A 25560-nucleotide genomic window follows, 5' to 3' on the forward strand; every position below is an offset into this window, starting at 1 on the left:
ATGTAATAGGCGAATTTGCCGGAGGTGGAAATCGTTCAGAAGTATAAGGTAGGCAGAAACCGGAAAAGCTTAATAATAATGCATACATAGGGTGTGTCACCCGTAGGGGCTGTACGAAAGGCGTAGGCGGTCAGCCCGGCCGGCCAGGATGCGGGGCAAAAAACGACTCCGGCCTGGGACGAATCACAGGGCCGTTCCTGATTTCACCCCCCATTCTTGATTTTGACCGGGGGGCATGCAGAATCCCGCCATGCCAATGTATCCCCGTCCGGATTCGTCGCGGCTCCGTACCGCGCGCCACGCCCTTGCCGCCCTGCTGCTGCTGGGCCTCGCTGCCTGTGGCGCCAAGGAAAAGCCCTATGTCGAGCGGCCGGTGGAAGATCTCTACAACATCGCCATGGACGCGGTCGCCAACCAGAGCTGGGAAGAGGCGGCCAATGGCTTCGATGAAGTCGAACGCCAGCATCCCTATTCGGTCTGGGCAAACAAGGCCCAGTTGATGGCGGCCTATTCTTACTATCAGAGCAACAAGTACACCGAGGCCATCTCGGCCGCCGACCGATTCATCCAGCTGCATCCCGGCAGCCGCGAAACGCCCTATGCCTATTACCTGACGGCGATCTGCTACTACGAGCAGATCACTGACGTGGGCCGCGACCAGAAGATCACGCAGCAGGCGCTGTCGTCGCTGGAGGAAGTGGTGCGCCGCTATCCCAGCAGCGAATACGCCCGCGATGCGCGCCTGAAGATCGACCTGACGCGCGACCATCTCGCCGGCAAGGAAATGGTGATCGGCCGCTATTATCTGCGGAAGAACCAGCAGATCGCCGCTATCAACCGCTTCAAGACGGTGATCGAGAAGTTCCAGACCACCACCCATGTGCCCGAGGCACTGCATCGCCTGGCTGAGGCCTACATGTCGCTCGGCGTGGTGGACGAGGCGCAGAATGTCGCGGCCGTGCTCGGCTACAACTATCCGGGCAGCGAATGGTACGTCGACACCTACACCCTGGTCACCGGCGAGGTGGCTCCCAGCACCAAGACCGCCAACCAGAAGTCCTGGTGGAATATCTTCTGATCTAACCGCGGGCTCATTCATGCTGACCAGTCTCGGCGTCCGCGACATTGTCCTGATCGAAAAAATGGATCTCGCCTGCTCGGCGGGGCTTGGCGTGCTGACCGGCGAAACCGGCGCCGGCAAGTCGATCCTGCTCGATGCGCTGGGCCTGGCGCTCGGCCGTCGCGCCGATGCCGGCCTGGTGCGCAGCGGCGCAGCCCAGGGCGTGGTGACCGCCAGTTTCGATCTGCCCAAGAAGCATCCCGCTTTCGATGTGCTGGCTGAACAGGCGCTGGATACTGGCGATGGCGAACTGGTGCTGCGTCGCGTGGTGGGGCAGGACGGCAAGAGCCGCGCCTTCATCAACGACCAGACCGTCAGCGTCGCGCTGCTGCGCCGCATCGGCGACACGCTGGTGGAAATCCACGGCCAGAATGACGAGCAGGGTCTGACGGATGCCACCATCCACCGCGCGCTGCTCGATGACTATGCCGGCCTGGAGAAGGATGTCGCCGGCCTGCGTGATGCGCATGAGGCAATGCGCGACGCCGAGAAGGCGCTGGCCGATGCGCTGATCTCGGCCGATCAGGCACGCCGCGAAGAGGATTTCCTGCGCCATGTGGTGGCTGAGCTGGAAACGCTTAAACCCCAGCCCGGCGAGGAGCAGGAACTGGCGGCGCAGCGCAGCCTGCTGCAGGCCGGCGAGAAGCTGGTCGCCGCGATGCAGGAGGCGCAGTCGGCGCTGGAGCAGGGCGGCGGCGTCGATGCGCGGTTGCGCACCTGCCTGCGTGCGCTGGAGCGCGTGGCCGACAGGGCGGCGGGCAAGCTGGATGCGCTGGTGGCGCAGGCTGATGCCGTGTTGGTGCAGGCCGGCGATCTGGCGGCGGCGCTGGAGCAGACGGCGCGCGATCTCGATCTCGATCCGCAGAAGCTGGAACGCACCGAAGAACGCCTGTTCGCCCTGCGTGCGGCCGCCCGCAAGCACAGTGTGCCGGCCGACGATCTGGCCAAGCTGACCGAGCAGTATGCCGAGCGCCTGAACCTGATCGACAATACCGCTGCCAGCATCGGTAAGCTGGAGAAATCGGCGGCAAGCGCGAAGGCGGCTTATCAGGCGAAGGCCGAAGCGATCTCTGCCACGCGCCGCAAGGCTGCCGTCAAGCTCGACAAGGCGGTGGCCGCCGAGCTGGCGCCGCTCAAACTCGGCACCGCGAAATTCTCCACATCGGTCGAGGCGCTGCCACCTGAACAGTGGAGTCCCGAAGGTGCCGACCGCGTGCAGTTCCTGGCCAGCACCAATCCCGGCACTGCCCCGGGCTCGCTGGCCAAGATCGCCTCAGGCGGTGAGCTCAGCCGCTTCATGCTGGCGCTTCGTGTCGTTCTGGCGGGGCGTGGGAGTGCGGGCACGCTGATCTTCGATGAAGTTGATCGCGGCGTCGGTGGTGCGACGGCGGCGGCCGTGGGCCAGCGGCTGGCGCGACTGGCGGAACGCGTGCAGGTGCTGGTCGTTACCCATTCCCCGCAGGTGGCTGCCAGGGGCGACCAGCATTGGCGCATCGCCAAGCGCGAGTCAGGCACGGCCAAGAACCGCACCACGCTCACCGAGGTCGCGCCGCTCAAGCCCGATGACCGCCGCGAGGAAATCGCCCGCATGCTGGCGGGCGCCACCATCACCGATGCGGCACGGGCCGCCGCCGACAGCCTGCTCGCAGGCCAAGAAGCGTAAACGGGAAGCGTAACGGATGAGTCGTCAGCGCGCGAAACCGGTGGCCGAGCTGAGCCCCCGTCAGGCCAAGCTGGAGCATGCCCGGCTGGAAGAGGAAATCGCGGCGCATGACACGCGCTATCATCAGCAGGATGCGCCCAGCGTCACCGACGCCGAATACGATGCGCTGAAAAAGCGTCTGCTGGAGCTGGAAGCGCAGTTCCCCGACTTGAAGACCATGCTGGGTGTGTCCAGCCGCGTGGGCGCTGCTCCGGCTGCCGGTTTTGCCAAGGTGCGGCATGCCAAGCCGATGCTGTCGCTCGACAATGCTTTTGCCGAGGATGATGTCGCTGATTTCCTCGGACGTATCCGCCGCTTCCTCAATCTGAAGGAAAACGACGACCTCACGCTGGTTGCCGAACCCAAGATCGACGGGCTTTCGGCGTCTCTGCGCTATGAGAAGGGTGAGTTGGTGCGTGCCGCCACCCGTGGCGACGGCCAGGAAGGCGAGGATGTCACCGCCAATATCCGCACGCTGAAGCAGGATGTGCCGCATAAACTCAGCGGCAAGGGTTGGCCCGACGTGCTGGAGGTGCGCGGCGAGGTGTACATGACGCGCGCTGACTTCCTCAAGCTGAACGAGAGCCAGGACGCCGCGGGCCAGAAGATTTTCGCCAATCCGCGCAATGCTGCCGCCGGCAGTTTGCGCCAGCTCGATCCGAAGATCACTGAGAAGCGCCCGCTGCGCTTCTTCGGCTATTCCTGGGGTGAGGTGTCGGAGCCTTTCACCGGCAAGATCAGCGACGTGCGCAAGAAACTCGACAGCTGGGGCTTCACCCTCAATCCGCATGTCGTGGCCTGTCACAGCGTCGACGACCTGATGGCCTATTACAACGACATTGCGTCGCGTCGCGCCACGCTCGCCTTCGATATCGACGGCGTGGTCTACAAGGTCGACCGCCTCGACTGGCAGGAGCGCCTGGGCTTTGTCAGCCGCAGCCCGCGCTGGGCGATTGCGCATAAATTCCCGGCCGAGCAGGCCGAGACGCTGCTGGAGAATATCGACATCCAGGTCGGTCGCACCGGCACATTGACGCCGGTGGCCAAGCTGAAGCCGGTGAATGTCGGCGGCGTTCTCGTTTCCAACGCGACCCTGCATAACGAGGACGAGATCAAGCGCAAGGATGTGCGCGTCGGCGATGCCGTGATCATCCAGCGCGCCGGCGACGTCATCCCGCAAGTCGTGAGTGTTGTTCTGGAAAAGCGCCCCAAGGGGGCGAAAGAATTCGAATTCCCGACCAAATGCCCGGTCTGCGGCCAGCCGGCCGAGCGCGAGGTCGATGCGTCAGGCGAGGCGGATGTGCGCCGCCGCTGCACCGGCGGCGTGTCCTGCCCGGCCCAGGCGATGGAGGGCCTGCGCCATTTCGTCTCGCGCAATGCCTTCGATATCGAGGGCATCGGCGAAAAGCAGATCGCCGCCTTCTACGAATGGGGCTGGATCAAGGAACCTTCCGATATTTTCAAGCTGCCGAAGAAGCACGCGGCCGAGCTGCGCAAGAAGGAAGGCTATGGCGACACCTCGGTCGACAACCTGATCCGCGCCATCGGGCAGCGTCGGACCATCGGTTTCGACCGTTTCATTTTCGCGCTTGGCATCCGCCATGTCGGGCAGGAGCGCGCGCGCCTCGTCGCCATGCATTACGAGACACCGGACCGCTGGCTGGCGGCCATGGACGAGGCGAAAGACCGCCATGGCGAGGCCTGGGGTGATCTCAACAGCATCGACAAGATGGGCGATGTGGTGGCCGAGGCCATTCTGGGCTTCTGCATCCGGCCGCAGAGCCGCAAGGTGATCGATCATCTGCTCAAAGAGTTGACCGAAGTTGTGCCGCCGGAGAAGCCGTCAACGGACTCCGCCGTGGCCGGCAAGACGGTGGTCTTCACCGGCAGCCTGGAGAAATTCACCCGCGACGAAGCCAAGGCGCGCGCGCTGGCGCTCGGCGCCAAGGTGGCGGGCTCGGTGTCGAAGAAGACCGACTATCTGGTCGCCGGCCCTGGTGCGGGCTCAAAGCTCGCCGAGGCGCAGAAGCACGGCGTTCCGGTCCTGAGCGAAGACGACTGGCTCACGCTGATCGGCGGCTGATTTTAAAGAAAAGAGATGGGGATGCGCAAAGTTGCTGTCGGTCTGACGCTCACCATCGCCATCGTTATCGCCGCCGTGACTGTCTGGCGTATGGCGCCCGTCGACGAACAGGCCCAGGGGCCGACCGCAGCGGCTCGCCCCGTCATCCGCATTGCGGTCGAAGATCGGCTGGGTATCTTTGATGATACCCGCATCTCGCTGGCCCGTATCCAGTCCAATCTGGAACGTGTTGCCGTCGGCCATGTCACCTGGCCGTTGATTGGAGAAATTCAGCAGCCGACGGACCGCATCGTTGATGCCTATGCCGCTTTCCTGAAACGCGATTATGTCGCCATGGATGCTGCGCTGGCGGAACTGGCCGGCCATTTCGATAAAGTGGTGGAAAGCGACCGATCGGATCAGGTTTGGCGCTCCGATCTGGAGACCCTTGAGCGTATCGATGCGCTGACCGATACGTCACCATTGCTCAGGCTCGTGGTCGGCCTGCGACGGGCTCAGCTGTCTTTCCCTGCAGAGCAGGCATATCCACCGCCGCAAGATGACGAGCGCTGGGTGCTGTATCTGCCGTGCCGCACGCTGCAGGGCCGCGGCAGTGACTTCATGGCGCTTCCCGCTTTGCTCGGCCGGCTGAACGGCAGGCTGCTGTCCTGTCCTTCCAGTCAAACAAATCTCACGCGCCTGGAGGAGCAATCGAGGCAGCCGGGCCTGTTTGAGGCTGTGGACAAGCCGTCGTCATCGGCGGTGGTGACGGTGCAGCAGACAATGACGCCGTATGAGGCGGCCATTCAAGCGATGGGCGACGATCCAGATGGATCGGAGCCTGTGCTGACACAGGCGGCGGCGGAAAGCCTGCTGGGAAAGCTCGATTACGCGCTCTTCCTGCATGCTTTCCATCCGGAGAGTGCTGCACGGAATGATGAAATCCGGGAGTTGCTGTCCGGAATCAATCAAGCTGCTCTGCAGCAGGCTGACGAATATTCACGTCAGCAGCTAGGGCCGATTGAAACGTATGATGGGCGGGACGAATCCCTGCTGGCAACGCTGCGTCTTGCATCTTCTGCCAATGTCGTCACAACAGCGCCTGCCTTTTATGCCATTCCCTGCGCCGTAGTCCTTCGCCGGCCCAACCTGTTGCTGGCAACAGCCGCGTATTGGGGCAGCAATCGGGACAATTTCTTGCCGCGCTCTGGGTGCCAGTGGGGAAGAGGCGCTGTGTCCGGCTATCCGGAGAAGGAAGTCGACAGGTATCTGACGGCTGCCGAAGCGGCGGACGGGTATTTCATTGCCCGGAATACCGGCTCGATCCGATATGGACACATGGCTGAACTTAATCGCAGGATCGAACAGCTGAAGGCCGATCCGCGCGGCCTGATGTTTGGTGATGTTGCCCCGGGGTTTGTATATCCCTATCAGATATGGGGACAGGCAACCTTCGGAAATCATGTCCAGGCCCAGAAGATCGAAGCTCTCTATCGGGATGCCCATGCAAAGCTGATTGCGTTCTATGGAAAATCGGGGATAGGAGCGGAAGAGGCTGGCCGGGCGGCACGTAACGGCCTGTTTGCCGTTGCTTTCGGTGCCGATTGTGGTACGCCGTTTCCCGATCCACCGGAGTCGTCCATTCGCCAGATGATTCTCGAACATGCGCCGATGGAAAGCATCAGGCGATTATCTGTATTGCGCGATCTTGAAACGGCGGCTTCCCTGCGCTGCCGCACCCATGCAGGCCTTGATCCACTGCCCATGATCGCAGTGGCTTATCCGGAAGCGCTGACGCTGCTGCTTTCACTCGAGCGCACGGCCGATCCTCGGAATGTCTTCGGAAAAACGCCGTTAATGGTTGCGGCTCAGTTCGATCAAGCAGAGAGCGTTCGTATTTTGCTCGAAGCAGGCGCGGCTGTGAATGCCAGCACATGGCGGAATCCAAAAGACACAGACTACGTGCTAGCCCATGATGGCCGTTCGGCACTGATGTATGCTGCCGCCGGCGCCTCCATATCTGTGATCAGGCAGTTGATCGCTGCGGGCGCCGACCCTTATCAAGCCGATACCAAAGGTCGGCGCGCGGTAGACTATATGCTGGGCTACGGCCCTGTTCCGTACAATTCAAAGCTTTCGACGGACGATCGGGCGGAAGCTGTCCGCTTGCTGTATTGAAGTCATGAGCGGCCTATATAAGACGTATGATCACTAACCGCGCCCTTCCATCCATCGAGTCCGTTGCCGGCGCGACGGCCATCGCGCTGGATTTCGAGACCGCCAGCGGCACGCCGGGCAGCGCCTGCGCGGTGGGTCTGGCCTGGATCAGGGACGGGCAGGTGATCCACACCGCGCATCGCCTGATCCGGCCGCATGACATGCGCTTCCATCCCAGTTTCATCGCCATCCACGGCATCTATCCCTATCACGTGGAGCATGAGCCGGAATTCCCTGCCATCTGGGATGAGCTGCTGCCGCATCTGGAGGCCGCGCCGCTGTTGCTGGCCCATAACGCGCCCTTCGATATCGGCGTGCTGCGCGCCGTTCTCAGCCATTACGGCCAGCCCTGGCCGGTACTGTCATTCCTCTGCACGGTGAAGATCGCGCGCGCCGCCTGGCCCGATCTGGAGAACCACAAGCTCTCCACGGTGGCGCAGCATCTCGGCGTCGCGCTGCAGCATCATCTGGCCGACAGCGATGCGGCGGCCTCGGCCCATATCCTGCTGCGTGCCATGGCCGATGCCGGCATCGAGGACATGCAGGCAGTGCTGGCGAAATTCGGCATCAAGCCTGGCCGGCTGGAGCCGGACTATCACGAAGCCTGCTCGACTTTGTCTGATCGCGCCAGCACGCGCGGCCGCTACCGCCTGCCGCGCTGGCTGCGCGTCTAGGCCTCAGCCTTTCTTCATATCGGCTTCGTAGCGTGCCTTGGTTTCGGCGTTGGGCGGATAGAGGCCGGGCAGCGGCGTGCCCTTGTCGACTTCGCCCATGATCCAGGTTTCGAGCTTTTCCTGCTCGATCGATTCCCTGGTCACCTCTTCGACCATGGCCTGCGGGATCAGCACCGCGCCGTCATCGTCCAGCACGATCACGTCGCCCGGATAGACGGCGACGCCGCCGCAGCCGATCGGCTGCTGCCAGTCGACGAAGGTCAGGCCGGCCACAGACGGCGGGGCGGCCGCGCCATCGCACCAGACCGGCAGCTTGGTACCGATCACGCCGGCCACGTCGCGCACCACGCCATCGGTCACCAGGGCGGCCACACCGCGCTTCTGCATCCGTGCGCACAGGATGTCGCCGAAGATTCCGGCATCCTTCACGCCCATGGCATCAACCACGGCGATGCAGCCGGCCGGCATGTCCTCGATGGCGCCGCGGGTGGATTTGGGCGAGGCCCAGCTTGCCGGCGTCGCCAGATCTTCGCGCGCCGGCACGAAGCGCAGGGTGAAGGCCTCGCCGACGATGCGCTTCTGCGGGGTCAACGGCTTGGCGCCGCGCAGCCAGACATTGCGCAGGCCCTTCTTCAGAAGAACCGTCGTCAGCGTGGCGGTGGTCACCAGTTCCAGCGCCGCCTTGATCCGTGCATCGAGCATGTGTGTTTCTCTCCGGGTTATAATTCCTTATGCGCCTAACGGCGCCGTCGCCTGCTTCATCCAGTCGCGCGTGGCGTCGTCCACCAGCGGCGCAATCTCCTGCCAGACCAGTGCGTGATAGGCGTCGACCCAGCCGACTTCGGCCGGAGTGAGCAGGTCGAGCTGGATCAGGCGGCGGTCCAGCGGCGCGCGCGTCAATGTCTCGAAGCCGAACCAGCGTTTGCCGCTTTCGGCCTTCTCGGTCTCGACGCGCACGGCGACCAGGTTCTCGATGCGGATGCCATAGCCGCAGGTCTTGTAATAGCCCGGCTCGTTGGAAATGATCATGCCGGGTTTCAGCGCCACGGTGTTGCCGACTTTGCTGATGCGCTGCGGGCCCTCATGCACCGAGAGATAGCTGCCGACGCCATGGCCGGTGCCGTGGTCGTAATCCAGACCGATCTCCCACAGCGGCCGGCGCGCCAGCGCATCGAGCTGGGAGCCGGTGGTGCCTTCGGGGAATTTCACCATGGCCAGCGCGATATGCCCCTTCAGCACGCGGGTGAAGCGGTCGCGCATCTCCTCGCTGGGCTCGCCGATGGCAACCGTGCGGGTGATGTCGGTGGTGCCGTCCGGATATTGCCCGCCGCTATCCACCAGATAGAGATTGCCCGGCTCCAGCGGCTTGTTGGTCTCGGCCGTGACCCGGTAATGCACGATGGCGCCATTCGAGCCGGCGCCCGAGATGGTGGTGAAGGAGAGGTCGCGCAGGTCGTTCGACAGCCGGCGGAAGCTCTGCAGCTTCTCGGCCGCCGCGATCTCGTCGATGCCGGCGCCCTGGGTGCTCTGCGCATCCAGCCAGGCGAGGAATTTGCTCACCGCCGCGCCATCGCGGCGATGGGCGGCGCGGCTGCCATCCAGCTCGGCCTCGGTCTTGCAGGCCTTGGGCAGCAGGCAGGGGTCCTCGGCGCGGATCAGCGTGGCGCCGGCCGCTTCGAGCCGCTGCAGCACATAGACGCCGCTGGTGGCGGGATCGACCTGCACGGTCTTGCGCGCTTCACCCAGCGCCGTCAGCGCGGAGGGGAAGGCGGAGGCGTCATGCAGGCGCACATCGCCCAGATGTTTCTTCACCTCTGCATCCAGCTTGCGCATGTCGATATAGAGATCGACGGCGGCATCGGCATGCAGCACGGCCATCGACAGCGGCAGCGGCGTATGCGGCACGTCGCTGCCACGGATATTAAGCAGCCAGGCAATCGATTCCGGCAGGGTCAGCACTACGGCGTCGGCCTTGCGCTCTTTCACGCCCTTGGCGATGTCAGCGCGCTTGTCGGCGGCATGCCGGCCGGTCAGCGCCACGTCCTGCACCCGCACCGGCCCCAGCGGCGGCGGCGGCTGGTCGGTCCAGACCGCATCGATCGGATTGGTAGTGGCGGCCACCAGCTCGGCGCCGGCGGCAGCGCAGGCCGTCGTGAAGGTCTTCACACCGCCTTCGGTATGCAGCCAGGCATCGTAGGCCAGCTTGTCGCCGGGCTTGAGATTGCTTTTCAGCCAGTCGCTGGCCGGCTGGTCGCTGATATGCAGGCATTCGAACAGCGCGCCGTCGACCTGCTGCGCCAGCTGCAAGGTATAGCGGCCATCGCTCCAGATCGCGGCCTTGTCGGTCAGCACGATGGCGAGGCCGGCCGAACCGGTGAAGCCGGTCAGCCAGCTCAGGCGCTGGGCGCAGAGCGGCACATATTCGCTCTGGTATTCGTCAGTCAGGGGCACGATCAGGCCGGCCAGGCCGCGATGCGCCAGTTCGGCGCGCAGATCGGCCAGCCGGGCAGCCACGGCGCTGCGGTCCTCGATGGCGGCGGCGAAACGCGCGGCCAGTTCGGCCACCAGGCTTTCGGCCTTTTCACGCGGCAGGCCAGAGTCGGCGGGGAGTAGCGCCAGACCGGGGAAGCCGCCAAAGACCGGCGGCGCGGCGGCGATGCCACGTAACCAATCTGTAAGCACGGCCGGTAAACCGGCAAGAAGGGCGGAGAGGGGGGCAGGCTGTTGCAGAGTCATGGGTAACCCGTTGCCGTGTCGTGGGAATTATGGGGTGCTCCCGACCCGGAGTCCAGATCGAGGTATGCGTTTCATGCATTGCTGCGTCGGCAAACAACTCATAGCTAAGTCATTGATTTTTAAAGGGTGCAGTGCAATATTCTCGACGTGGCCGCGATGCACAGACTGCCCGGACCACTGAACGGAGAGAGACTACCATGACCACCCTGCGCAACCAGACCGCTTTCGCCTTCCCGGCTAACCTGGCCCCGATGAGCCAGGCCGAGATCGAAGCCTACGCGCGTCGTATCCGCGCCGAAGCCATTGCCGACCTCGTCTTCAACGCCTGGGTCGCCCTCAAGACCGCCGGCACCCGCCTGAAGGGCTTCCTGGCCCGCCAGCGCGCGATGCATGAGCTGAACGGCCTTGATGACGCCATGCTGCGCGACATCGGCCTGAGCCGCTCGCAGATCCCGGCCGCTGTGGCCGGCCTGATCGAGCGCCCGGCCGCCGCCGCGGTGAACGAGAATACCGCGACCGCCAAGGTCACCCGCCTGGTCCCGCGCGAAGCGGCCTAAGGCTTACAGTTTCTGGCCGGGGCCGGGCGCAGCCCGTCCCCAAAGTCCTCCTCCCCCCGTGGGGGCGGTGTGACCGGCCCGGCCAGTCTAAAAAGGCGCAGCCTCGGCTGCGCCTTTTTTATTTTTGCCCGCCATTCCACTGATGCATAGCGGCAACAGATAGTATGTCTTTGGGCTGATTAATCAGCAGGCGGAAAAATTAGGCAGCTGTTCAAAAAATCTACATAACTGATATTACACGTAAATTTCAAAAAATTAGCACTTGCAAACAGAAATGGTGCGATGCAATATTTGTGTCAGCCATACTGACGTACTTCAAGAATGCAAGGTGTGGCTGAGGAACACCCGGGTCGGCTTTTCCAAAGCAAAGGAGATAGCCATGAACCCGCGCATCGAGACCACCGTCCCCGTCCTCAATCTGGCCAGCCACGAATATCTCGGCCTGACCGATTTCGTCGAACTGGAACGCGAAGCCCGCCGGGCCCGCGCCCGCTATATCGCCATGACGGTCCGTCGTGGCCTGACGGCGCTGTTCGGCCCCAAGTCCACCACCACCGTTGCCGATTTCAGCCGCGAAGACCTGATCGCCATGGGCGTCCCGTCCAAGGATGTCCGTCTGGCGCTCGCCGGCCAGTCGCTCGGCAACGCCATTGGCGCTTTCACCCAGCATGTGTCGGCCCTGTGGCAGCGTGCCGCCGCCGAAGCCGAGCTGCGTGGCCTGGATGACCGCACCCTGCATGACATGGGTCTGAGCCGTTCGGATATCCCGGCCGCCGTGGCTGGCGAGATCTATCGCGGCGAAGCCTCCAATGACGATGCCGGCGAAGTGAAGGTCCAGGTTCTGAAGCAGAAAGACGTCGTCGCCGCCTAAGCGCGATGTGAGCAGACGCCACCGCGCGGTTACGCGCGGCGTTTGAACACTAACGTGTGCCAGCCTTCGCGCGGGATTCGCCGCGCAAGGGTGAGACCCGTCGCCCGGTAGCGGGCGACGATCAGGCGCTCTTCCCTGGCCAGCAGGCCGGAAAGCACCAGGTGGCCGCCTTGTGCCACCAGACGACGCAAACCTGTCGCCATGCGGCAGAGCGGCTCGGCCAGGATATTGGCCACCACCAGATCGTAGGGCCCGCAGGCCATCAGGCGCGGATCACCCGGCCGGCTTGCCGTCAGCGCCGCGATCCGCGCGCTCAGGCCGTTCAACCGCACATTCTCGCGCGTCACATCGACGGCCACCGGGTCGATATCGGCGGCGACGATCTTTTGCGCGCCGGCTTTCGCCGCGGCCATGGCCAAAACGCCTGAGCCAGTCCCCATGTCCAGCATACGGCGCGGAGTCTTCACGCGGCAGAGGTCGTCGATGGCCAGCATGCAGCCATAGGTCGATGGCGCGCGGCCGGTGCCAAATGCCAGCCCGGCATCCAGCAGGATGCTCAGGCTGCCCGGCGGAATCGCATGCGCGTCATGGGCGCCATAAAGGAAGAACCGGCTGGCGCGGATTGGCGCATTCAGCTTGTTGGTATGGCGCACCCAGTCATTGGAGGGCAGGTGGCCGAAGCTGATGACAGCGGGAATACCCAGGCCGGCGGCAATCTCCTTCAGCCGTGTGCGCCAGTCCTTCTGGTCGGGCGGCGCATCGAACAGCACCTGCACGCGCCAGTCGGGACTGACCGCCACACCCGGCTTCAGCACTTCATAGGAGGTGACCGCGACGCCGGCATCGCCCAGCATCTCTTCGGCGGCGGCGACCAGATCGACCGGCACATCCAGTTCGACCGACCAGAATTCAGGAGAGACGGGCATGCGAGGCGTCAGGCTTTCTCGACAAAGGAGGAAATGACGCGCTTCTCGCCGGCCTTCTCGAAACCGATCACCAGCTTGTTGCCGTCGACGCTGCGGATCTTGCCGTAACCGAATTTCAGATGGAAGACGCGGTCGCCGACGCCGAAGGACGCATCGTCGGGGCTGCGCTGCACCACGTCGTCATCGCTGATGCGGCGTGCGCGGCCCTCGATCATGCCGGCAGGTTTTTTGCGCGAGAAATCCCAGTTCGTACCCTGATAGCCGCTGCGCGTGGCCGCAGCCTCTTCGCTGAAGCCGCCGCCGATATAGCCCAGGCCCTGCGCCGCACGATACAGGCCGGCCTGCGAGCGCTGCTCAACATGCTCGCTGGGCAGCTCTTCCAGGAAGCGCGAGGGGATCGCGCTGGTCCACTGGTTGTAGATGCGGCGGTTGGCGGCGAAGGTGATCTGCGCGCGTTTGCGGGCACGCGTCAGGCCGACATAGGCCAGCCGGCGCTCTTCCTCCAGCCCGGCCACACCGTTGTTTTCCAGCGAGCGGCGGCTGGGGAACAGCTCCTCTTCCCAGCCGGGCAGGAAGATGTAGTCGAATTCCAGGCCCTTGGCCGCATGCAGGGTCATCAGGCTGACCATCTCGGCGTCTTCGGAATTCTCGGTATCCATCACCAGCGCGACGTGATCGAGGAAGCCGGCGAAATTCTCGAACTCGGCCAAAGCCCCGATCAATTCCTTCAAGTTCTCCAGCCGGCCCGGCGCCTCGGGCGACTTGTCGTCCTGCCACATTTGGATGTAGCCGGATTCCTCCAGGATGATCTCGGCCACTTCGGTATGCGGCAGTTCGCTGGCCTGCCGGCGCCAGCGCTCGAAATCGTCCAGCAGCTTGCGCAGCGTGTTGCGCTGCTTGGGCTTGATCTCATCGGTCTGCAGCAGGTCCTGCAAGGTCGCGGTCAGCGATTTCCCGGCGGTGCGGGCCAGCTTGTGCAGGGTCTGCATGGTGCTGTCGCCCAGGCCGCGCTTGGGCGTGTTGACGATGCGCTCGAAGGCCAGATCGTCATCGGGCTGCATCATCACGCGGAAATAGGCGATGGCGTCGCGTATTTCACGGCGTTCGTAAAAGCGCAGACCGCCGATCACGCGGTATTTCACGCCGATGGTGAGGAAGCGCTCCTCGAACGCGCGGGTCTGGTGGCCGGCGCGCACCAGGATCGCCATCTGGTTCAGCGAAATCTTCTCGCGTTCCAGCGTCTCGATTTCCTCGCCCACCAGTCGGGCTTCCTCATCGCCGTCCCACACGCCCTGCACGACAACCTTGTCGCCTTCGTTCAGGTCGGTCCACAGCGTCTTGCCCAGGCGGCTTTCGTTATGGGCGATCAGGCCTGATGCGGCGCCCAGGATATGCGGCGTCGAGCGGTAGTTGCGTTCCAGTCGCACGATCTTGGCGCCGGGGAAATCCTGCTCGAAGCGCAGGATGTTGCCGACCTCGGCGCCACGCCAGCCATAGATCGACTGATCGTCGTCGCCCACGCAGCAGATGTTCTTGTGCTTCTGCGCCAAAAGCCGTAGCCACAGGTACTGCGCCACGTTGGTGTCCTGGTATTCATCCACCAGGATGTAGCGGAACTGGTGCTGGTATTTCTGCAGGATGTCTTCGTGCTCGCGGAACAGCGTCAGGTTATGCAGCAGAAGGTCGCCGAAATCGCAGGCATTCAGCTGCAGCAGGCGCTGGCAGTAGAAAGCATAGAGCTTGGCGCCACGGCCCTCGGCGAAGCCGGTCTCGTTGTCGGGGATTTTGCCGGGCACGAAGCCGCGGTCTTTCCAGCGATCGAACTGGCCCTTCAGCATGCGTGGCGGCAACTGCTTTTCGTCCAGGCCTTCCGCCTCGATCAGCTGCTTCAGCAGGCGCAACTGGTCGTCGTCGTCCAGGATGGTGAAATTCGGCTTCAGGCCGACCAGCTCGGCATGGCGGCGCAGGATGCGGTTGCAGATGCCGTGGAAGGTGCCCAGCCATAGGCCCTCGACGGCATTGCCCACCAGCTTTTCGACGCGCTCGCGCATCTCGCGGGCGGCCTTGTTGGTGAAGGTGACGGCCAGGATCTGGCTCGGCCAGGCCAGCCGGCGATACAGGATATGGGCCAGCCGGGAGACCAGCACACGGGTCTTGCCCGTGCCGGCGCCGGCCAGCACCAGAAGCGGCCCTTCCAGGTGGTTGGCGGCCTCGCTCTGGGCCTCGTTCAGCTTGACCAGCCAGTCGGGCGCCGGCATCGCGGCGGCGGCCACCGGATCATTCGGTGCAGGACTATTTTCCGGCTCGAATCCGGAGAGGTCGAAAGGGTCGGCGGACATGTCGCCTACATAGCGCATGGGGCTTGTGCTGGCCACCCGCAGTGCAGCAAAACGGCACGTATTCTGGGGCTTTGTACACGTTCACCGGATTGCTATGCCGCCGCCAAAGCGTTACCTCTAGGGGATCAAGGAGAAACGCCATGGCCCCCGTTGCCGCCGCCCAGCCTCGTTTGACCCCCGCTGCCACGCAGGCGGCGCTTGATGCCATTAAGCAGCTTTTAGGCGACCGCTTCAGCGCCGCCCAGGCGGTGCGCGACCAACATGGCCGCGATGAGTCCTGGGCCACGCCGTCGCCGCCGGACGCCGTGGTGTTCCCGCGCAGCACCGAGGAGGTGGCCGAGATCGTGAAGATCTGCGCCGCCCATGGCCTGCCGATCATTCCTTATGGCGCCGGCACCTCGCTGGAAGGGCATGTCACCGCCGTGCAGGGCGGCGTCACCGTCGACCTGATGCAGATGAACCAGATTCTCAAGGTGAATGCCGAGGACCTGGATGTCGTGGTGCAGCCGGGCGTGCGCCGCAAGCAGCTCAACGAGCATCTGCGCGATACCGGGCTGTTCTTCCCGATCGATCCGGGCGCCGACGCCTCGATCGGCGGCATGGTCTCGACGCGCGCCAGCGGCACCAATGCGGTGCGCTACGGCACCATGCGCGAAAACGTGCTGGCGCTGACGGTGGTGACGGCCGACGGTCGCATCATCCGCACATCGAAGCGCGCCAAGAAGTCGGCGGCCGGCTACGACCTGACCCGGCTTTACGTCGGCTCGGAAGGCACGCTGGGCATCATCACCGAGATCACGGTGAAGCTCTACGGCATCCCGGAAGCGATGTCGGCGGCGACCTGCTCCTTCGATACACTGGAAGGCGCGGTCAACACCGTGATCCAGACCATCCAGGCCGGCATTCCGGTGGCGCGCATCGAACTGCTCGACGACGTGCAGGTGAAGGCGATCAACGACTATTCCAAACTCAGCCTGCCGGTGCAGAACCTGCTGATGCTGGAATTCCACGGCACGGAGTCCTCCGTGGGCGAGCAGGCCGAAATGGTGCAAAGCATCGCCAGCGATCATGGCGGCCATGGCTTCCAGTGGACGGTCAAGCCGGAAGAGCGCGCCAAGATGTGGGAAGCGCGGCACAACGCCGCCTATGCCTGCAAGGCGCTGCGCAAGGGCTGCGAGATCATGGCCACCGATGTCTGCGTGCCGATCTCGCGTCTGGCCGACTGTATCCTGGAGACCAAGGAAGACGTGGTGAAGACCGGGCTGACCGCACCGCTGGTCGGCCATGTCGGTGACGGCAACTTCCATCTTTCCGTAGTGGTCGACCGCAACAACCCGCAGGAAGTCGAAACCGTGGAGGCTTTCAGCGAGCGGCTGGTGCATCGTGCGCTGCGCATGGAAGGCACCTGCACCGGCGAGCATGGCATCGGCCGGGGCAAGATGAAGTACCTGACCGCCGAACATGGCGAGGCGGTGGCGGTGATGCGCGCGATCAAGAAGGCGCTGGACCCCGACAACCTGATGAATCCGGGCAAGATATTCAGCGTTTGAGCGGTTACACCCCCGATGGCGATCGACTCGCTTTACCTGCAGCTGCTGGCCAAGGTCGTTGAGCTGCGGCGCCAGGGGCCGGACGCCCCCGAACGCCTGTCGGCGCTGGCGCTGGCCTATCCCGATCTGCTGGTGCCCAAGGCCCAGCTCGAGGCCATGTTCGGCGCCGCGCTGATCGAGGGCGTCAAGCAGCGCGAGGATGGTGATGCCATCAAGAAATGGCATGGTCTCACGCATTGGGGCGACCCGATCTATGACACACTCGACCTGTTTGACAAACTTGGCATCGATGTGACTGTCACGGATGTGGCGGTGATGCGCGGCATGGAGGTGATCGTCGACCTCAATGAACCGCTGCCGCAGGATCTGACCGCGCGGTTCGACTTGGTGATCGATACTGGCACCTGCGAACACTGCTTCAATGTCGGCATGGCCTTCCGCAATACCTGCGAGGCGGTCGCCGTCGGCGGATTCCTGGTCCATGCCGCACCGATGACCCGCATCAATCACGGTTTCTGGAATTTCTGCCCGACGGTTTATCCGGACTATTTCGAGGATAACGGCTTTAAGCTGATGTACATGAACAGCATCGCCGGCAGCATCCTCACCGGTATGCAGGAATTTCCCGTCGATGCCTTTGGCAAATTCGCAACGCAGCCCAATGCCGCGCTCTATGTCGTGGCTCAGCGCGAGACACGGCGCCCGCCGGTCTGGCCGGTGCAGCGCAAATACCGTGGCTTCATCAAGCCGGATCAGCCGTCGGGCACATCTGCTTAAGGTTTCTTAACCAGCTTCGGCTATGGGGGTAGGATGATGCTACCCTGTCATTTCGCGGAAGTCCGCATCCAATGAGCGCTGCTCCACCGCCGGGCATACCGCCCGATCTGGCCGCCGCCGTCGATGCCGTGAACAAGAAGCCCGGCGATGTCGGCGCATTGCTCGATCTGGGCGACCTGATGCACAATTACGGCCAGCATGCCCAGGCGGCCAAGGTGCGTGACCATATCGTTGGCCTGGTGATCGATGGCATCGCACTGGGACAGGCCACCCCCGATCTCATTGGGCATATCCTTCAGCGCCTCTATCTCAGCTTCGTCAAGAAGATCGAAACCGAGGAACATGCCCGGCACTGCTTTCAGTCCTGGCTCGGGCCTGTCGCCGCCTATGGCCGCACCCTGCAGGACCCGGTTCTGCCCAAGCCGCTATGGGAGCCTACGGCGCACCGCCCCTGGCGTACGGCCTTCGTGCTCGCCAGTGCCGATATCCTGGGGCATACCGAAGCGATGCTGGAACTGTTGGCGCATCGCCCACGTGGTATGCCCTGGCATGACGTACCAGTGGTCTACAACATGGGGCCCGGTTCCGAAAAACTTGATAGGCGTGTGCGCGAGGTTGGCGCTGAGATCGTCAACATGCGCGACTATACGCCGGCGCCGCATTATTTCTCGGTGCTGGTGCGCTGGATGCGCCAGGATATGGCCGACCGTGATGTCAGCCACTTCGTCTGGGTCTCGACGCCTGCGCTGGTACCCTTTGCCATGGCGATGCGGCTGGCGCCAGTGCAGGTATTCTGGACGCTGAAATTCCATCCCTTCCAGATTCCCGAGATCGATAGCTCGATCACTTACGGCGCCTGGTCGGAATCCACGCGCGTGCTGCATGGCGAGAGCTGGAATGTGGTGCCCTTCACGATGTCCAATCCGTCTGCGCCGGTGGATGAGGCGGAGGTGGCGGCGACGCGCAAAGCCTATGCGCAGCACGACATCCTGTTCGGCACACTAGCCCGCACCGAGAAGATGAATGCCGAGCCTTATCTTGATGCGGTGGTGCGCATCCTGCGCGAAAATCCCACTGCGGGTTTCCTATGGACCGGCAAGGAGCGCCTGCCGGCCATCCAGTCGCATTTCGAGCGCGGCGGCGTCGCCAGTCGCTGCCATTTCGTCGGCTGGGTGCAGACGCCGATCTATGCCCGCGTGCTCGATGTCTTCCTCGAAAGCTTCCCCTTCGGCTGCGGCCTGACCGGCATCCAGGGCCTGGAGGCTGGCACGGCCTTCCTGTCCTATGCCGCGCCGGAAACCCAGTACGGCATGCATTTCCTGCGGCCGCTGCAGGAGAATGGCGCGGCGGCTGCCGAGATCCGCAGCCTGCTGAAGCCGACTGACGGCAGTGGGCCGCTGCTCTATGCCGGCAGCATCGACGAGTATGTGGCGCTGGCGAACCGGCTGGCGCGCGAGCCTGATTTCCGCAAGGCCGTGGGCGCGGCGGGACAGGCCTATTTCAAGCGCTACCTGACCGATTCCACCCGCATGAGCCAGCGGTTCATGCAGGTGCTGGCGGATGCGAAAAAACCGGAAGAGGGACCAGCATCATGAAAGCCATCCCGCTTGTCATCCTTGGCGCCGGCGGCAACTCGCTGTCGATCCTCGATGCCGTGGACGAGATCAACCGCCGCAGCCTGCGCGGCCAAGTCTATGACCTGCGCGGCTTCCTTGACGACATCCCGGAGAACCAGGGCAAGAAGGTGCTCGGCTATCCCGTGCTGGGCCGCATCGACCAGGCGCGCGACTTCGCCGACTGCCAGTTCATCAACGGCATCGCCAGCGCGACCAGCTACACCAAGAAGCCCGACGTGAACCTGCGGGCCAAGATTCCGCACGAGAAATTCGAGTCCGTGATTCATCCCACGGCGACCGTCTCGCCCAACTGCAAGGTCGGTGTCGGCACGGCGATCATGGCCAACAGCGTGATCTGCGCCGAGGCCACCATCGGGGACCATGTGATTATCCTGCAGAATACCGTGATCAACCATCACTCCAGCGTGGGCGACTTCGCCACGCTCTCGTCCGGCATCACCGTGCTGGGCTTCGTCGAGATCGGGCGCAACGCCTTCATCGGCGGGGCGGCGGCCATCCGTCCCTATACCAAGATCGGGGAAAGCGCCCTGATCGGCATGGCTTCGGTGGTGGTCAAGGATGTGGAGGCCCATACCACGGTCGCCGGCAACCCGGCCCGGCCGCTCAAGCCCAAGGAAGAGCTGCCGGAAGCCTAAATCGGTTCAAAGGCTTGGCAATTTGCCGATTTGTGCCGGCCGTCGCGCCAAGGCGGCTGGAAAAGCGCCCCTGCTGGCCCTATTGTAGGGTATCCCAAAACTTGTAGGCATACGAAGCAGTTAGGTCTGAGGTTACCCCATGAGTGCGCGCAAATGGTCGCCGGATAGCTGGCGCAGCAAACCGATCAAGCAGGTGCCGGCTTTCCCCGACGCCGCCGTTCTCGCGGCGGCCGAGGACAAGCTGTCGAAATATCCGCCGCTGGTCTTTGCCGGCGAGGCGCGCAACCTGACCGCCGCGCTGGCCAAGGTGGCCGAGGGCCGTGCCTTCCTGCTGCAGGGCGGCGACTGCGCCGAGAGCTTCGCTGAATTCAGCGCCAACAACATCCGCGACACCTTCCGCGTCATCCTGCAGATGGCCGTGGTGCTCACTTTTGGCGCGGCGCTGCCCGTCGTCAAGGTCGGCCGTCTGGCCGGCCAGTTCGCCAAGCCGCGTTCCTCCGATACCGAGAAGCGTGGCGATGTCGAGCTGCCGAGCTATCGCGGCGATATCATCAACGGCATGGATTTCGACGCCACCAACCGAGTCCCCGATCCGAACCGCCAGCTCCAGGCCTACAGCCAGGCGGCGGCGACGCTCAACCTGCTGCGCGCTTTCGCGAGCGGCGGTTATGCCGACCTGCATCGCGTGCACGGCTGGAATCTCGGCTTCGTCGCCAAGAGCCCGGAAGCCGAGCGTTGGCAGGACGTGGCGGCCCGCATCACCGAGACGCTGGACTTCATGGAAGCCTGCGGCATCACCCCGGAGAAGACCCCGGAGCTGCGCACGGTCGATTTCTACACCAGCCACGAAGCCTTGCTGCTGGGCTACGAACAGGCGATGACCCGCGTGGACTCCACCTCGGGCGAGTGGGTCGACACCTCGGCGCATATGCTGTGGATCGGCGACCGCACCCGTCAGCCCGATGGCGCGCATGTCGAATTCCTGCGCGGCGTGATCAATCCGCTCGGCCTGAAATGCGGCCCGACCACCGATCCAGATGAACTGATCCGCCTGATCGATCTGCTCAATCCGCAGAACAAGCCCGGCCGTCTCACCCTCATTGCCCGCATGGGCCATGACAAGGTGCAGAAGCATCTGCCCGCCCTGGTGCGCAAGGTGGCCCAGGAAGGCCGCAGCGTTGTCTGGTCCTGCGATCCGATGCATGGCAACACGCTGACCTCCACGTCCGGTTTCAAGACCCGGCCGTTTGATCGCATCCTGTCGGAAGTGCGGCAGTTCTTCGAAGTGCATCTGGCCGAGGGCACCCATGCTGGCGGCGTGCATCTGGAGCTGACCGGCCAGGATGTCACCGAATGCATGGGCGGTGCCCAGGCCATCGGCGACGATGACCTGTCCAGCCGCTATCACACCCATTGCGACCCGCGGCTCAATGCCTCGCAGTCGCTGGAACTGGCTTTCCTGATTGCCGAGATGCTGAAGCTCGAACGCATGAACCGGGGCAGCCAGCGCCATGCCGCACAAGCCTGACAGCAAGCCCTCCGTGACTCCGCTCGTGCCGCCTGTCCAGGCGGCCGAGCTGGAGCGCCAGATCGCGGCGCATACCGACACCTATTTCAAGAAGACCAAGGAAATCGTCCAGAAGACGGGCGACAAGACGGTCACCTATGCCGTCTTCATGCGCCGTCCGGTGATCTTCTGCCCGCAGCTCATGGTCGAGTGGGTTGAGAAGGTGGCCGCAGCCCGCGGCGCCAAGTTCGGCATCGAACTGCTGCACGAGGAAGGCACCTGGGTCGGCGCCGGCGAGCCGCTGCTCTATATCAGCGGCCCGATGTCGCAGATTGTCGATCTGGAAACCATCTACCTGCAGAAGCTGGGCGCGGCCTGTGTCGCCGCCTACAACGCCTATTCCATGTGTTGCGATTTGCCCAATGTGCGCTTCCTCGCCATGGATGCGCGCCATTGCGCCGGCGCCGAGATGGCCGAGATGATGGCCTATGCGGCATCGGTCGGCGGCAAGGCGGCGCGGCGCGATGTCGGCGCCGCCGGCTTCATCGGCAACGCCACCGATGCCACCGCGCATTACTTCGGCAACGAGAAGGGCTTCGGCACCATGCCGCATGCCCTGATCGGCTATGCCGGCTCGACCCTGCGCGCGGCCGAACTCTATGCCGAGACCTTCCCCGGCGAACAGATGACCGTGTTGGTCGATTATTACGGCCAGGAAGTCACAGACGCTTTGGCCGTGTGCAACCGCTTCCCCGATGCCGCCAATGAAGGCCGTCTGGCCGTGCGGCTGGATACGCACGGCGGCCGTTATATAGAGGGCCTCGACCCGCAGGCGTCCTACGCCGTGCTGGAACGTCATGTGCCCAACGCCATCCGCCAGTACCGCACCGAGCATGAGTTGCGCTGGCTGGTTGGTACCGGTGTTTCTGCCGCCGCCATCTATCACATGCGCTCGACACTCGACCGCGCCGGCTTCTTCAACGTGAAGATTGTCGCCTCGTCGGGCTTCAACGCCGCCAAGTGCAAGGTGATGGCCAGTGTCTCGGCGCCGATCGACATCGTGGGCACCGGTTCGTATCTGCCCGATAGCTGGGTGGAAACCTACGCCACGGCCGACATCGTCGCCTATGACGGCGTGCCGAGCGTGAAGGTCGGCCGCGAGTTCCTGCTGCGCCGTTAGGGTTACAGCCCTTTCAGCGCGCCGGTGGCTCCTTCGGCAGCTTCGAGCCCAAGCAGATGCTCCACTGCATCGGTATCTTCCAGCAGCGGCGTCAGCCCGCGTCCCTGGAAATGCCGGACTCCGGCGGCAAGGCCGGCAGCGATAGCTGCCGTGGTGTCGCAATGAATGAAGATTGCTTTCTGCAGGACCTGATCGCGCCGGGCCGGCCCCAATGCCTGCAGCGCGGCGACCTGGGCCTGGGCATAGGGACCGGCTGCATCGAGCTTGAGGTAATCGGCTGATTGCAGGTCGGACTGGGTAAGGGTGGCGACAGAAGCCGGGTCGATGCCGTCGAGGCACAGGCGCACGCCGTGTTGTTGCATAAGCTGACGCGCGGCGCCGCTGAGAGCGTCATTGGTCCGCCATTCCGGCAAGGCGACCTCTACCATCATCTGTTGGATCTGCGCTGCCGGCTTTTCGTTGAGCAGGCGGCGGAATGGACCGCTGATGATGCTGGCCAAATGCAGGTTGAGCGACAGAATTCGGTCATGCGTGCTGGTATCGGCCATGATCCGGGCGATCATGCGCTGGTCGAGCAGCTCGGTGGCTTTGCCGAACAGCCATATATTCTGGCGCAATGCCACGCCGGTGGCGCGTTCGATGGCGGCAATCGATATCCAGGTTTCTTCACCGATTGCTGCCGGCGGCATGTTCGGTTGCAGAGTCCAGATGGTTTGCCGACGCGACTGGTTCGACAGGTCGGCCTGACCGAGAGTGCGCTGCAGGTCTATGACGCGGCTCAGGCTATCGATATCTGGCGCCGGTTCATCCAAAAGCGGGATCAGGCGGTCCGAGGATGGTGCAGGACTCTGTTCCATCAGATGGTGAGCGACGGTGATGAAGCGGCTTGCCTGGGTCCTGAGATCGAACATTCGAAGCCCGATGCAACCATAATGGTGTTCCTGCAGGCGGTCGCTCAATAACTCCAGCCGGTTACGCAGCCGCATTGCGGCGGTTGGATCGGCCAACAGGACAAGGATGTTGCGAGCGAGCGGAACCGCATGGAACGGCTCCTCCATCGTGCGCTCCTCGATGAAGCGCGCCATGCTGCGGAACATCATGCGATTATGGATGGTCGGGATGCCAGAGAGGTCGACAAGGATGGCCATGTCTCCGGCGTGGTCATGGGTCAGCCGCTCGGCAAGCCGCGCCAGCGGCAGGGCATGCCGGGTGGAAGGTGAGGTATTGGTCGCTGAAGGGGTCATTATCGCTGATCCTCGATTATCAATGTGACGCGCCGGTTCTGAGCTCTGCTCTGGGGATCGTCCCCTGATGCGACCGGGCGGGAATCCGCATAGCCGATGGCGCGCAGGCGCTGGGGTGGCAATCCACCTTCGACCAGCCCGCGGACCACCGACGCGGCCCGACCGGCCGATAGTTCCCAGTTGGAGGGGAAGCGGTCGGAATGGATCGGCACCGCATCGGTATGGCCTTCCACCGAGATCACGCCCGGCAGGGTCCGCAGCAGGTCGGCCAGACGTCGCACCACGGTCACCCCGTCAGGCTGCAGTTCGATCCGGCCGGAGGGGAAGAGCAGGCGATCACGGATCGCGATGCTGACGCGTCGTTCCTGCACCATCAGGCTGACCTGGTCATCGAGTCCCTTGCTGCGCAATGCCTCGACCCACTGGTCGACCCGGGCGCGGGTCTGGGGTTCGACCGATACATTCGACGGTAGCGGTTTGTCATACATCTGCTGCGCGGCGGCAGATTCTGCCTGAAGCCCGGCCGCAGGCTGGTCGTCGGCAAAGATGTTTGACGGCATCTGTCCGGTCTCGATCTGCAGGACATTGACGACCGTCGGACGTGTTTTCTTGTCGATCCACAGCATGCCAACCAGCGTCAGGAACACGATCATCAGCAGGGTGACCATGTCCATATAACTCACCACCCAGTCCTCGCTTTCCTCTGCTGCGGATGGGGGTGGTTCGGGGATGGCGTGCCGGAGTCTGGCGACGGGGTCAGACGTCATGGATTTCATCACGCGTCTCGTTCACAAAAGCCTGCATGGCATCGGCAACAATGGTCGGCGAGCGACCGAGGGATACCAGCATGATTCCCTCCAGCAGGACGTTGAGAAGAGCGATGCGGCGCTGGGTCCGCTGCTCGATCTTGATGGCGATTGGCTTGAAGATCAGGTTCGACAGCACCACGCCATACAGGGTGGCCAACATGGCGACGGCCATGCCGCTGCCCACCCTTGTGATATCGCCGGAGCCGAGTTCGCGTAGCATGGCCACCATGCCCGCCAGGGTGCCGAGCAGGCCAAAGCCGGGCGCAAGGGCGGCGAGAGTGCGGAAGAGGCGGGCCTGAACATTCTCGATTTCGGCCAGTTTGCGGATGCGCCAGTTCAGGATATGCATCAGGTCATCCATCGGCGTTCCATCGATGACCAGTTGCAGGCCAAGTCGCAGAAACGGGCTGCTGACGCGCGTCGCGCGGGCTTCCGCCTGGTGAATGTTTTTTTGCGCCAGCAGGCGCGCAACCTCGACCAGCTCGACGATCTCGGCCTGGATGCCGCCATCGGAGCGGAAGATCGCGCAGAAAGCCCGCAGGGCGGCCAGCAGTTCGCGGCTCTGAAATGCGATCAGCGCGGAAACGGCCACGCCGCCAAACACGATGGTGAAGCCGGTCAGGTTCAGGTAATGCAGGATTTCGCCTTCGCTCGCCATGACGAACCACAGCAGGCCCAGCGCGCCGGCGATGCCGGCCACGGTGGTCAGGTTCACGCGCGCACGGGTACCGCGCTGGACTCCGGCGCCGGTCATGACGGGCGGCCAGTCTTATGCTGGGAATGGAAATGGCAGCCGGCCGCGAAAGCGGCAAGCATGGGTGATATCCGGGGCATGGGGAGTCCTGTGATGGTCGGTAAGCCTGTCGATTGCTTCAGTGTGCGGCACTGAAGCTGATACGGCCCATGATCCCGATCAAAGCACCGGATGGAGACCCAGCTTAATTTTTGGAAACATCGTCGCGGATGCAGACGGCATCTCAACCAGACGGTGCAGATTTGCCTGATTCAGGCGCGGAA

At 63.7% G+C, this 25560-nt stretch carries 20 protein-coding genes; 13 read left to right on the forward strand and 7 right to left on the reverse strand.

Going from position 1 to position 25560, the window contains the following annotated elements:
* Positions 1-250 precede the first annotated feature (250 nt).
* From AC1RRT_RS15425 to AC1RRT_RS15445, 5 genes are read left to right on the forward strand one after another with little or no spacing between them, the layout of a single operon-like run.
* The gene (locus AC1RRT_RS15425; protein ID WP_493014694.1) at positions 251-1078 is read left to right on the forward strand and encodes an outer membrane protein assembly factor BamD; all 828 of its coding nucleotides are present in this window, start codon (positions 251-253) and stop codon (positions 1076-1078) included.
* 19 nt (positions 1079-1097) lie between these two features.
* Positions 1098-2783, forward strand: a complete 1686-nt coding sequence (recN, locus tag AC1RRT_RS15430) for a DNA repair protein RecN (RefSeq protein ID WP_493014695.1) — start codon at positions 1098-1100, stop codon at positions 2781-2783.
* A gap of 16 nt (positions 2784-2799) precedes the next feature.
* Positions 2800-4905 carry an NAD-dependent DNA ligase LigA gene (ligA, locus tag AC1RRT_RS15435; RefSeq protein WP_493014696.1) on the forward strand — a complete coding sequence of 702 codons (2106 nt, stop codon included), beginning with the start codon at positions 2800-2802 and terminating at the stop codon, positions 4903-4905.
* A 21-nt stretch (positions 4906-4926) separates the two neighbouring features.
* The gene (locus AC1RRT_RS15440; protein WP_493014697.1) at positions 4927-7062 is read left to right on the forward strand and encodes an ankyrin repeat domain-containing protein; all 2136 of its coding nucleotides are present in this window, start codon (positions 4927-4929) and stop codon (positions 7060-7062) included.
* Positions 7063-7088: 26 nt separating this feature from the next.
* A complete protein-coding gene (locus AC1RRT_RS15445; protein WP_493014698.1) occupies positions 7089-7775 on the forward strand; it encodes a 3'-5' exonuclease in 687 nt (228 codons plus the stop codon).
* Between the two features lie 3 nt (positions 7776-7778).
* On the opposite strand, the gene AC1RRT_RS15450 is transcribed toward AC1RRT_RS15445, so the two are convergent.
* Positions 7779-8477: a ribonuclease activity regulator RraA gene (locus AC1RRT_RS15450; RefSeq protein WP_493014699.1), complete on the reverse strand. Its 699-nt coding sequence runs from the start codon at positions 8475-8477 to the stop codon at positions 7779-7781.
* Between the two features lie 27 nt (positions 8478-8504).
* Positions 8505-10457, reverse strand: a complete 1953-nt coding sequence (locus tag AC1RRT_RS15455) for an aminopeptidase P family protein (protein WP_493014700.1) — start codon at positions 10455-10457, stop codon at positions 8505-8507.
* A gap of 251 nt (positions 10458-10708) precedes the next feature.
* On the opposite strand from AC1RRT_RS15455, the gene AC1RRT_RS15460 reads away from it, so the two are divergent.
* Both AC1RRT_RS15460 and AC1RRT_RS15465 read left to right on the forward strand, forming a co-directional pair.
* Complete coding sequence (locus tag AC1RRT_RS15460) at positions 10709-11068, forward strand: DUF1127 domain-containing protein (RefSeq protein ID WP_493014701.1); 360 nt, start codon at positions 10709-10711, stop codon at positions 11066-11068.
* A gap of 379 nt (positions 11069-11447) precedes the next feature.
* Positions 11448-11939: a DUF1127 domain-containing protein gene (locus tag AC1RRT_RS15465; RefSeq protein ID WP_493014702.1), complete on the forward strand. Its 492-nt coding sequence runs from the start codon at positions 11448-11450 to the stop codon at positions 11937-11939.
* Between the two features lie 29 nt (positions 11940-11968).
* Here AC1RRT_RS15465 and AC1RRT_RS15470 read toward each other — a convergent pair whose 3' ends face one another.
* Positions 11969-12865, reverse strand: coding sequence for a 50S ribosomal protein L11 methyltransferase (locus AC1RRT_RS15470; RefSeq protein WP_493014703.1), 897 nt, complete (start codon positions 12863-12865; stop codon positions 11969-11971).
* 8 nt (positions 12866-12873) lie between these two features.
* Entirely contained in the window at positions 12874-15222 is a 2349-nt protein-coding gene (locus tag AC1RRT_RS15475) for an ATP-dependent helicase (RefSeq protein WP_493014704.1), read from the reverse strand.
* A 122-nt stretch (positions 15223-15344) separates the two neighbouring features.
* Here AC1RRT_RS15475 and AC1RRT_RS15480 point away from each other — a divergent pair, with 122 nt between their 5' ends.
* The 6 genes from AC1RRT_RS15480 to AC1RRT_RS15505 all read left to right on the forward strand — a co-directional run bounded on the left by AC1RRT_RS15480 (position 15345) and on the right by AC1RRT_RS15505 (position 22490).
* On the forward strand, positions 15345-16754 hold the full coding sequence (locus AC1RRT_RS15480; protein WP_493014705.1) for an FAD-binding oxidoreductase: 1410 nt from the start codon (positions 15345-15347) through the stop codon (positions 16752-16754).
* 15 nt (positions 16755-16769) lie between these two features.
* Complete coding sequence (locus AC1RRT_RS15485) at positions 16770-17531, forward strand: hypothetical protein (protein WP_493014706.1); 762 nt, start codon at positions 16770-16772, stop codon at positions 17529-17531.
* A 71-nt stretch (positions 17532-17602) separates the two neighbouring features.
* Positions 17603-19126 (forward strand): tetratricopeptide repeat protein, encoded by a 1524-nt coding sequence (locus tag AC1RRT_RS15490; RefSeq protein WP_493014707.1) that lies wholly within the window; start codon positions 17603-17605, stop codon positions 19124-19126.
* Positions 19123-19803, forward strand: a complete 681-nt coding sequence (locus AC1RRT_RS15495) for an acetyltransferase (protein ID WP_493014708.1) — start codon at positions 19123-19125, stop codon at positions 19801-19803. Before AC1RRT_RS15490 ends, AC1RRT_RS15495 begins: the two co-directional genes overlap by 4 nt.
* A 139-nt stretch (positions 19804-19942) precedes the next feature.
* The gene (locus AC1RRT_RS15500) at positions 19943-21331 is read left to right on the forward strand and encodes a class II 3-deoxy-7-phosphoheptulonate synthase (protein ID WP_493014709.1); all 1389 of its coding nucleotides are present in this window, start codon (positions 19943-19945) and stop codon (positions 21329-21331) included.
* The gene (locus tag AC1RRT_RS15505) at positions 21315-22490 is read left to right on the forward strand and encodes a nicotinate phosphoribosyltransferase (RefSeq protein WP_493014710.1); all 1176 of its coding nucleotides are present in this window, start codon (positions 21315-21317) and stop codon (positions 22488-22490) included. The genes AC1RRT_RS15500 and AC1RRT_RS15505 overlap by 17 nt, the downstream gene beginning before the upstream one ends.
* Before the next feature lie 2 nt (positions 22491-22492).
* On the opposite strand, the gene AC1RRT_RS15510 is transcribed toward AC1RRT_RS15505, so the two are convergent.
* The 3 genes from AC1RRT_RS15510 to AC1RRT_RS15520 form a co-directional block, all read right to left on the reverse strand.
* Positions 22493-23575, reverse strand: coding sequence for a hypothetical protein (locus AC1RRT_RS15510; protein WP_493014711.1), 1083 nt, complete (start codon positions 23573-23575; stop codon positions 22493-22495).
* Positions 23576-23733: 158 nt separating this feature from the next.
* The gene (locus AC1RRT_RS15515; RefSeq protein ID WP_493014712.1) at positions 23734-24501 is read right to left on the reverse strand and encodes an OmpA/MotB family protein; all 768 of its coding nucleotides are present in this window, start codon (positions 24499-24501) and stop codon (positions 23734-23736) included.
* Entirely contained in the window at positions 24491-25297 is an 807-nt protein-coding gene (locus tag AC1RRT_RS15520; RefSeq protein WP_493014713.1) for a motility protein A, read from the reverse strand. The genes AC1RRT_RS15515 and AC1RRT_RS15520 overlap by 11 nt, the downstream gene beginning before the upstream one ends.
* Positions 25298-25560: the final 263 nt, after the last annotated feature.

The sequence above is a fragment of the Ferrovibrio sp. GW821-FHT12B10 genome (genome assembly GCF_058807515.1).

Bases quoted from the DNA above. Each gene is read 5' to 3' on its own strand.
- AC1RRT_RS15425 (WP_493014694.1), top strand. From the start codon at position 251: ATGCCAATGTATCCCCGTCCGGATTCGTCGCGGCTCCGTACCGCGCGC.
- recN (WP_493014695.1), top strand. From the start codon at position 1,098: ATGCTGACCAGTCTCGGCGTCCGCGACATTGTCCTGATCGAAAAAATG.
- ligA (WP_493014696.1), top strand. From the start codon at position 2,800: ATGAGTCGTCAGCGCGCGAAACCGGTGGCCGAGCTGAGCCCCCGTCAG.
- AC1RRT_RS15440 (WP_493014697.1), top strand. From the start codon at position 4,927: ATGCGCAAAGTTGCTGTCGGTCTGACGCTCACCATCGCCATCGTTATC.
- AC1RRT_RS15445 (WP_493014698.1), top strand. From the start codon at position 7,089: ATGATCACTAACCGCGCCCTTCCATCCATCGAGTCCGTTGCCGGCGCG.
- AC1RRT_RS15450 (WP_493014699.1), bottom strand. From the start codon at position 8,477: ATGCTCGATGCACGGATCAAGGCGGCGCTGGAACTGGTGACCACCGCC.
- AC1RRT_RS15460 (WP_493014701.1), top strand. From the start codon at position 10,709: ATGACCACCCTGCGCAACCAGACCGCTTTCGCCTTCCCGGCTAACCTG.
- AC1RRT_RS15465 (WP_493014702.1), top strand. From the start codon at position 11,448: ATGAACCCGCGCATCGAGACCACCGTCCCCGTCCTCAATCTGGCCAGC.
- AC1RRT_RS15470 (WP_493014703.1), bottom strand. From the start codon at position 12,865: ATGCCCGTCTCTCCTGAATTCTGGTCGGTCGAACTGGATGTGCCGGTC.
- AC1RRT_RS15475 (WP_493014704.1), bottom strand. From the start codon at position 15,222: ATGCGCTATGTAGGCGACATGTCCGCCGACCCTTTCGACCTCTCCGGA.
- AC1RRT_RS15480 (WP_493014705.1), top strand. From the start codon at position 15,345: ATGGCCCCCGTTGCCGCCGCCCAGCCTCGTTTGACCCCCGCTGCCACG.
- AC1RRT_RS15485 (WP_493014706.1), top strand. From the start codon at position 16,770: ATGGCGATCGACTCGCTTTACCTGCAGCTGCTGGCCAAGGTCGTTGAG.
- AC1RRT_RS15490 (WP_493014707.1), top strand. From the start codon at position 17,603: ATGAGCGCTGCTCCACCGCCGGGCATACCGCCCGATCTGGCCGCCGCC.
- AC1RRT_RS15495 (WP_493014708.1), top strand. From the start codon at position 19,123: ATGAAAGCCATCCCGCTTGTCATCCTTGGCGCCGGCGGCAACTCGCTG.
- AC1RRT_RS15500 (WP_493014709.1), top strand. From the start codon at position 19,943: ATGAGTGCGCGCAAATGGTCGCCGGATAGCTGGCGCAGCAAACCGATC.
- AC1RRT_RS15505 (WP_493014710.1), top strand. From the start codon at position 21,315: ATGCCGCACAAGCCTGACAGCAAGCCCTCCGTGACTCCGCTCGTGCCG.
- AC1RRT_RS15510 (WP_493014711.1), bottom strand. From the start codon at position 23,575: ATGGCGCGCTTCATCGAGGAGCGCACGATGGAGGAGCCGTTCCATGCG.
- AC1RRT_RS15515 (WP_493014712.1), bottom strand. From the start codon at position 24,501: ATGACGTCTGACCCCGTCGCCAGACTCCGGCACGCCATCCCCGAACCA.
- AC1RRT_RS15520 (WP_493014713.1), bottom strand. From the start codon at position 25,297: ATGACCGGCGCCGGAGTCCAGCGCGGTACCCGTGCGCGCGTGAACCTG.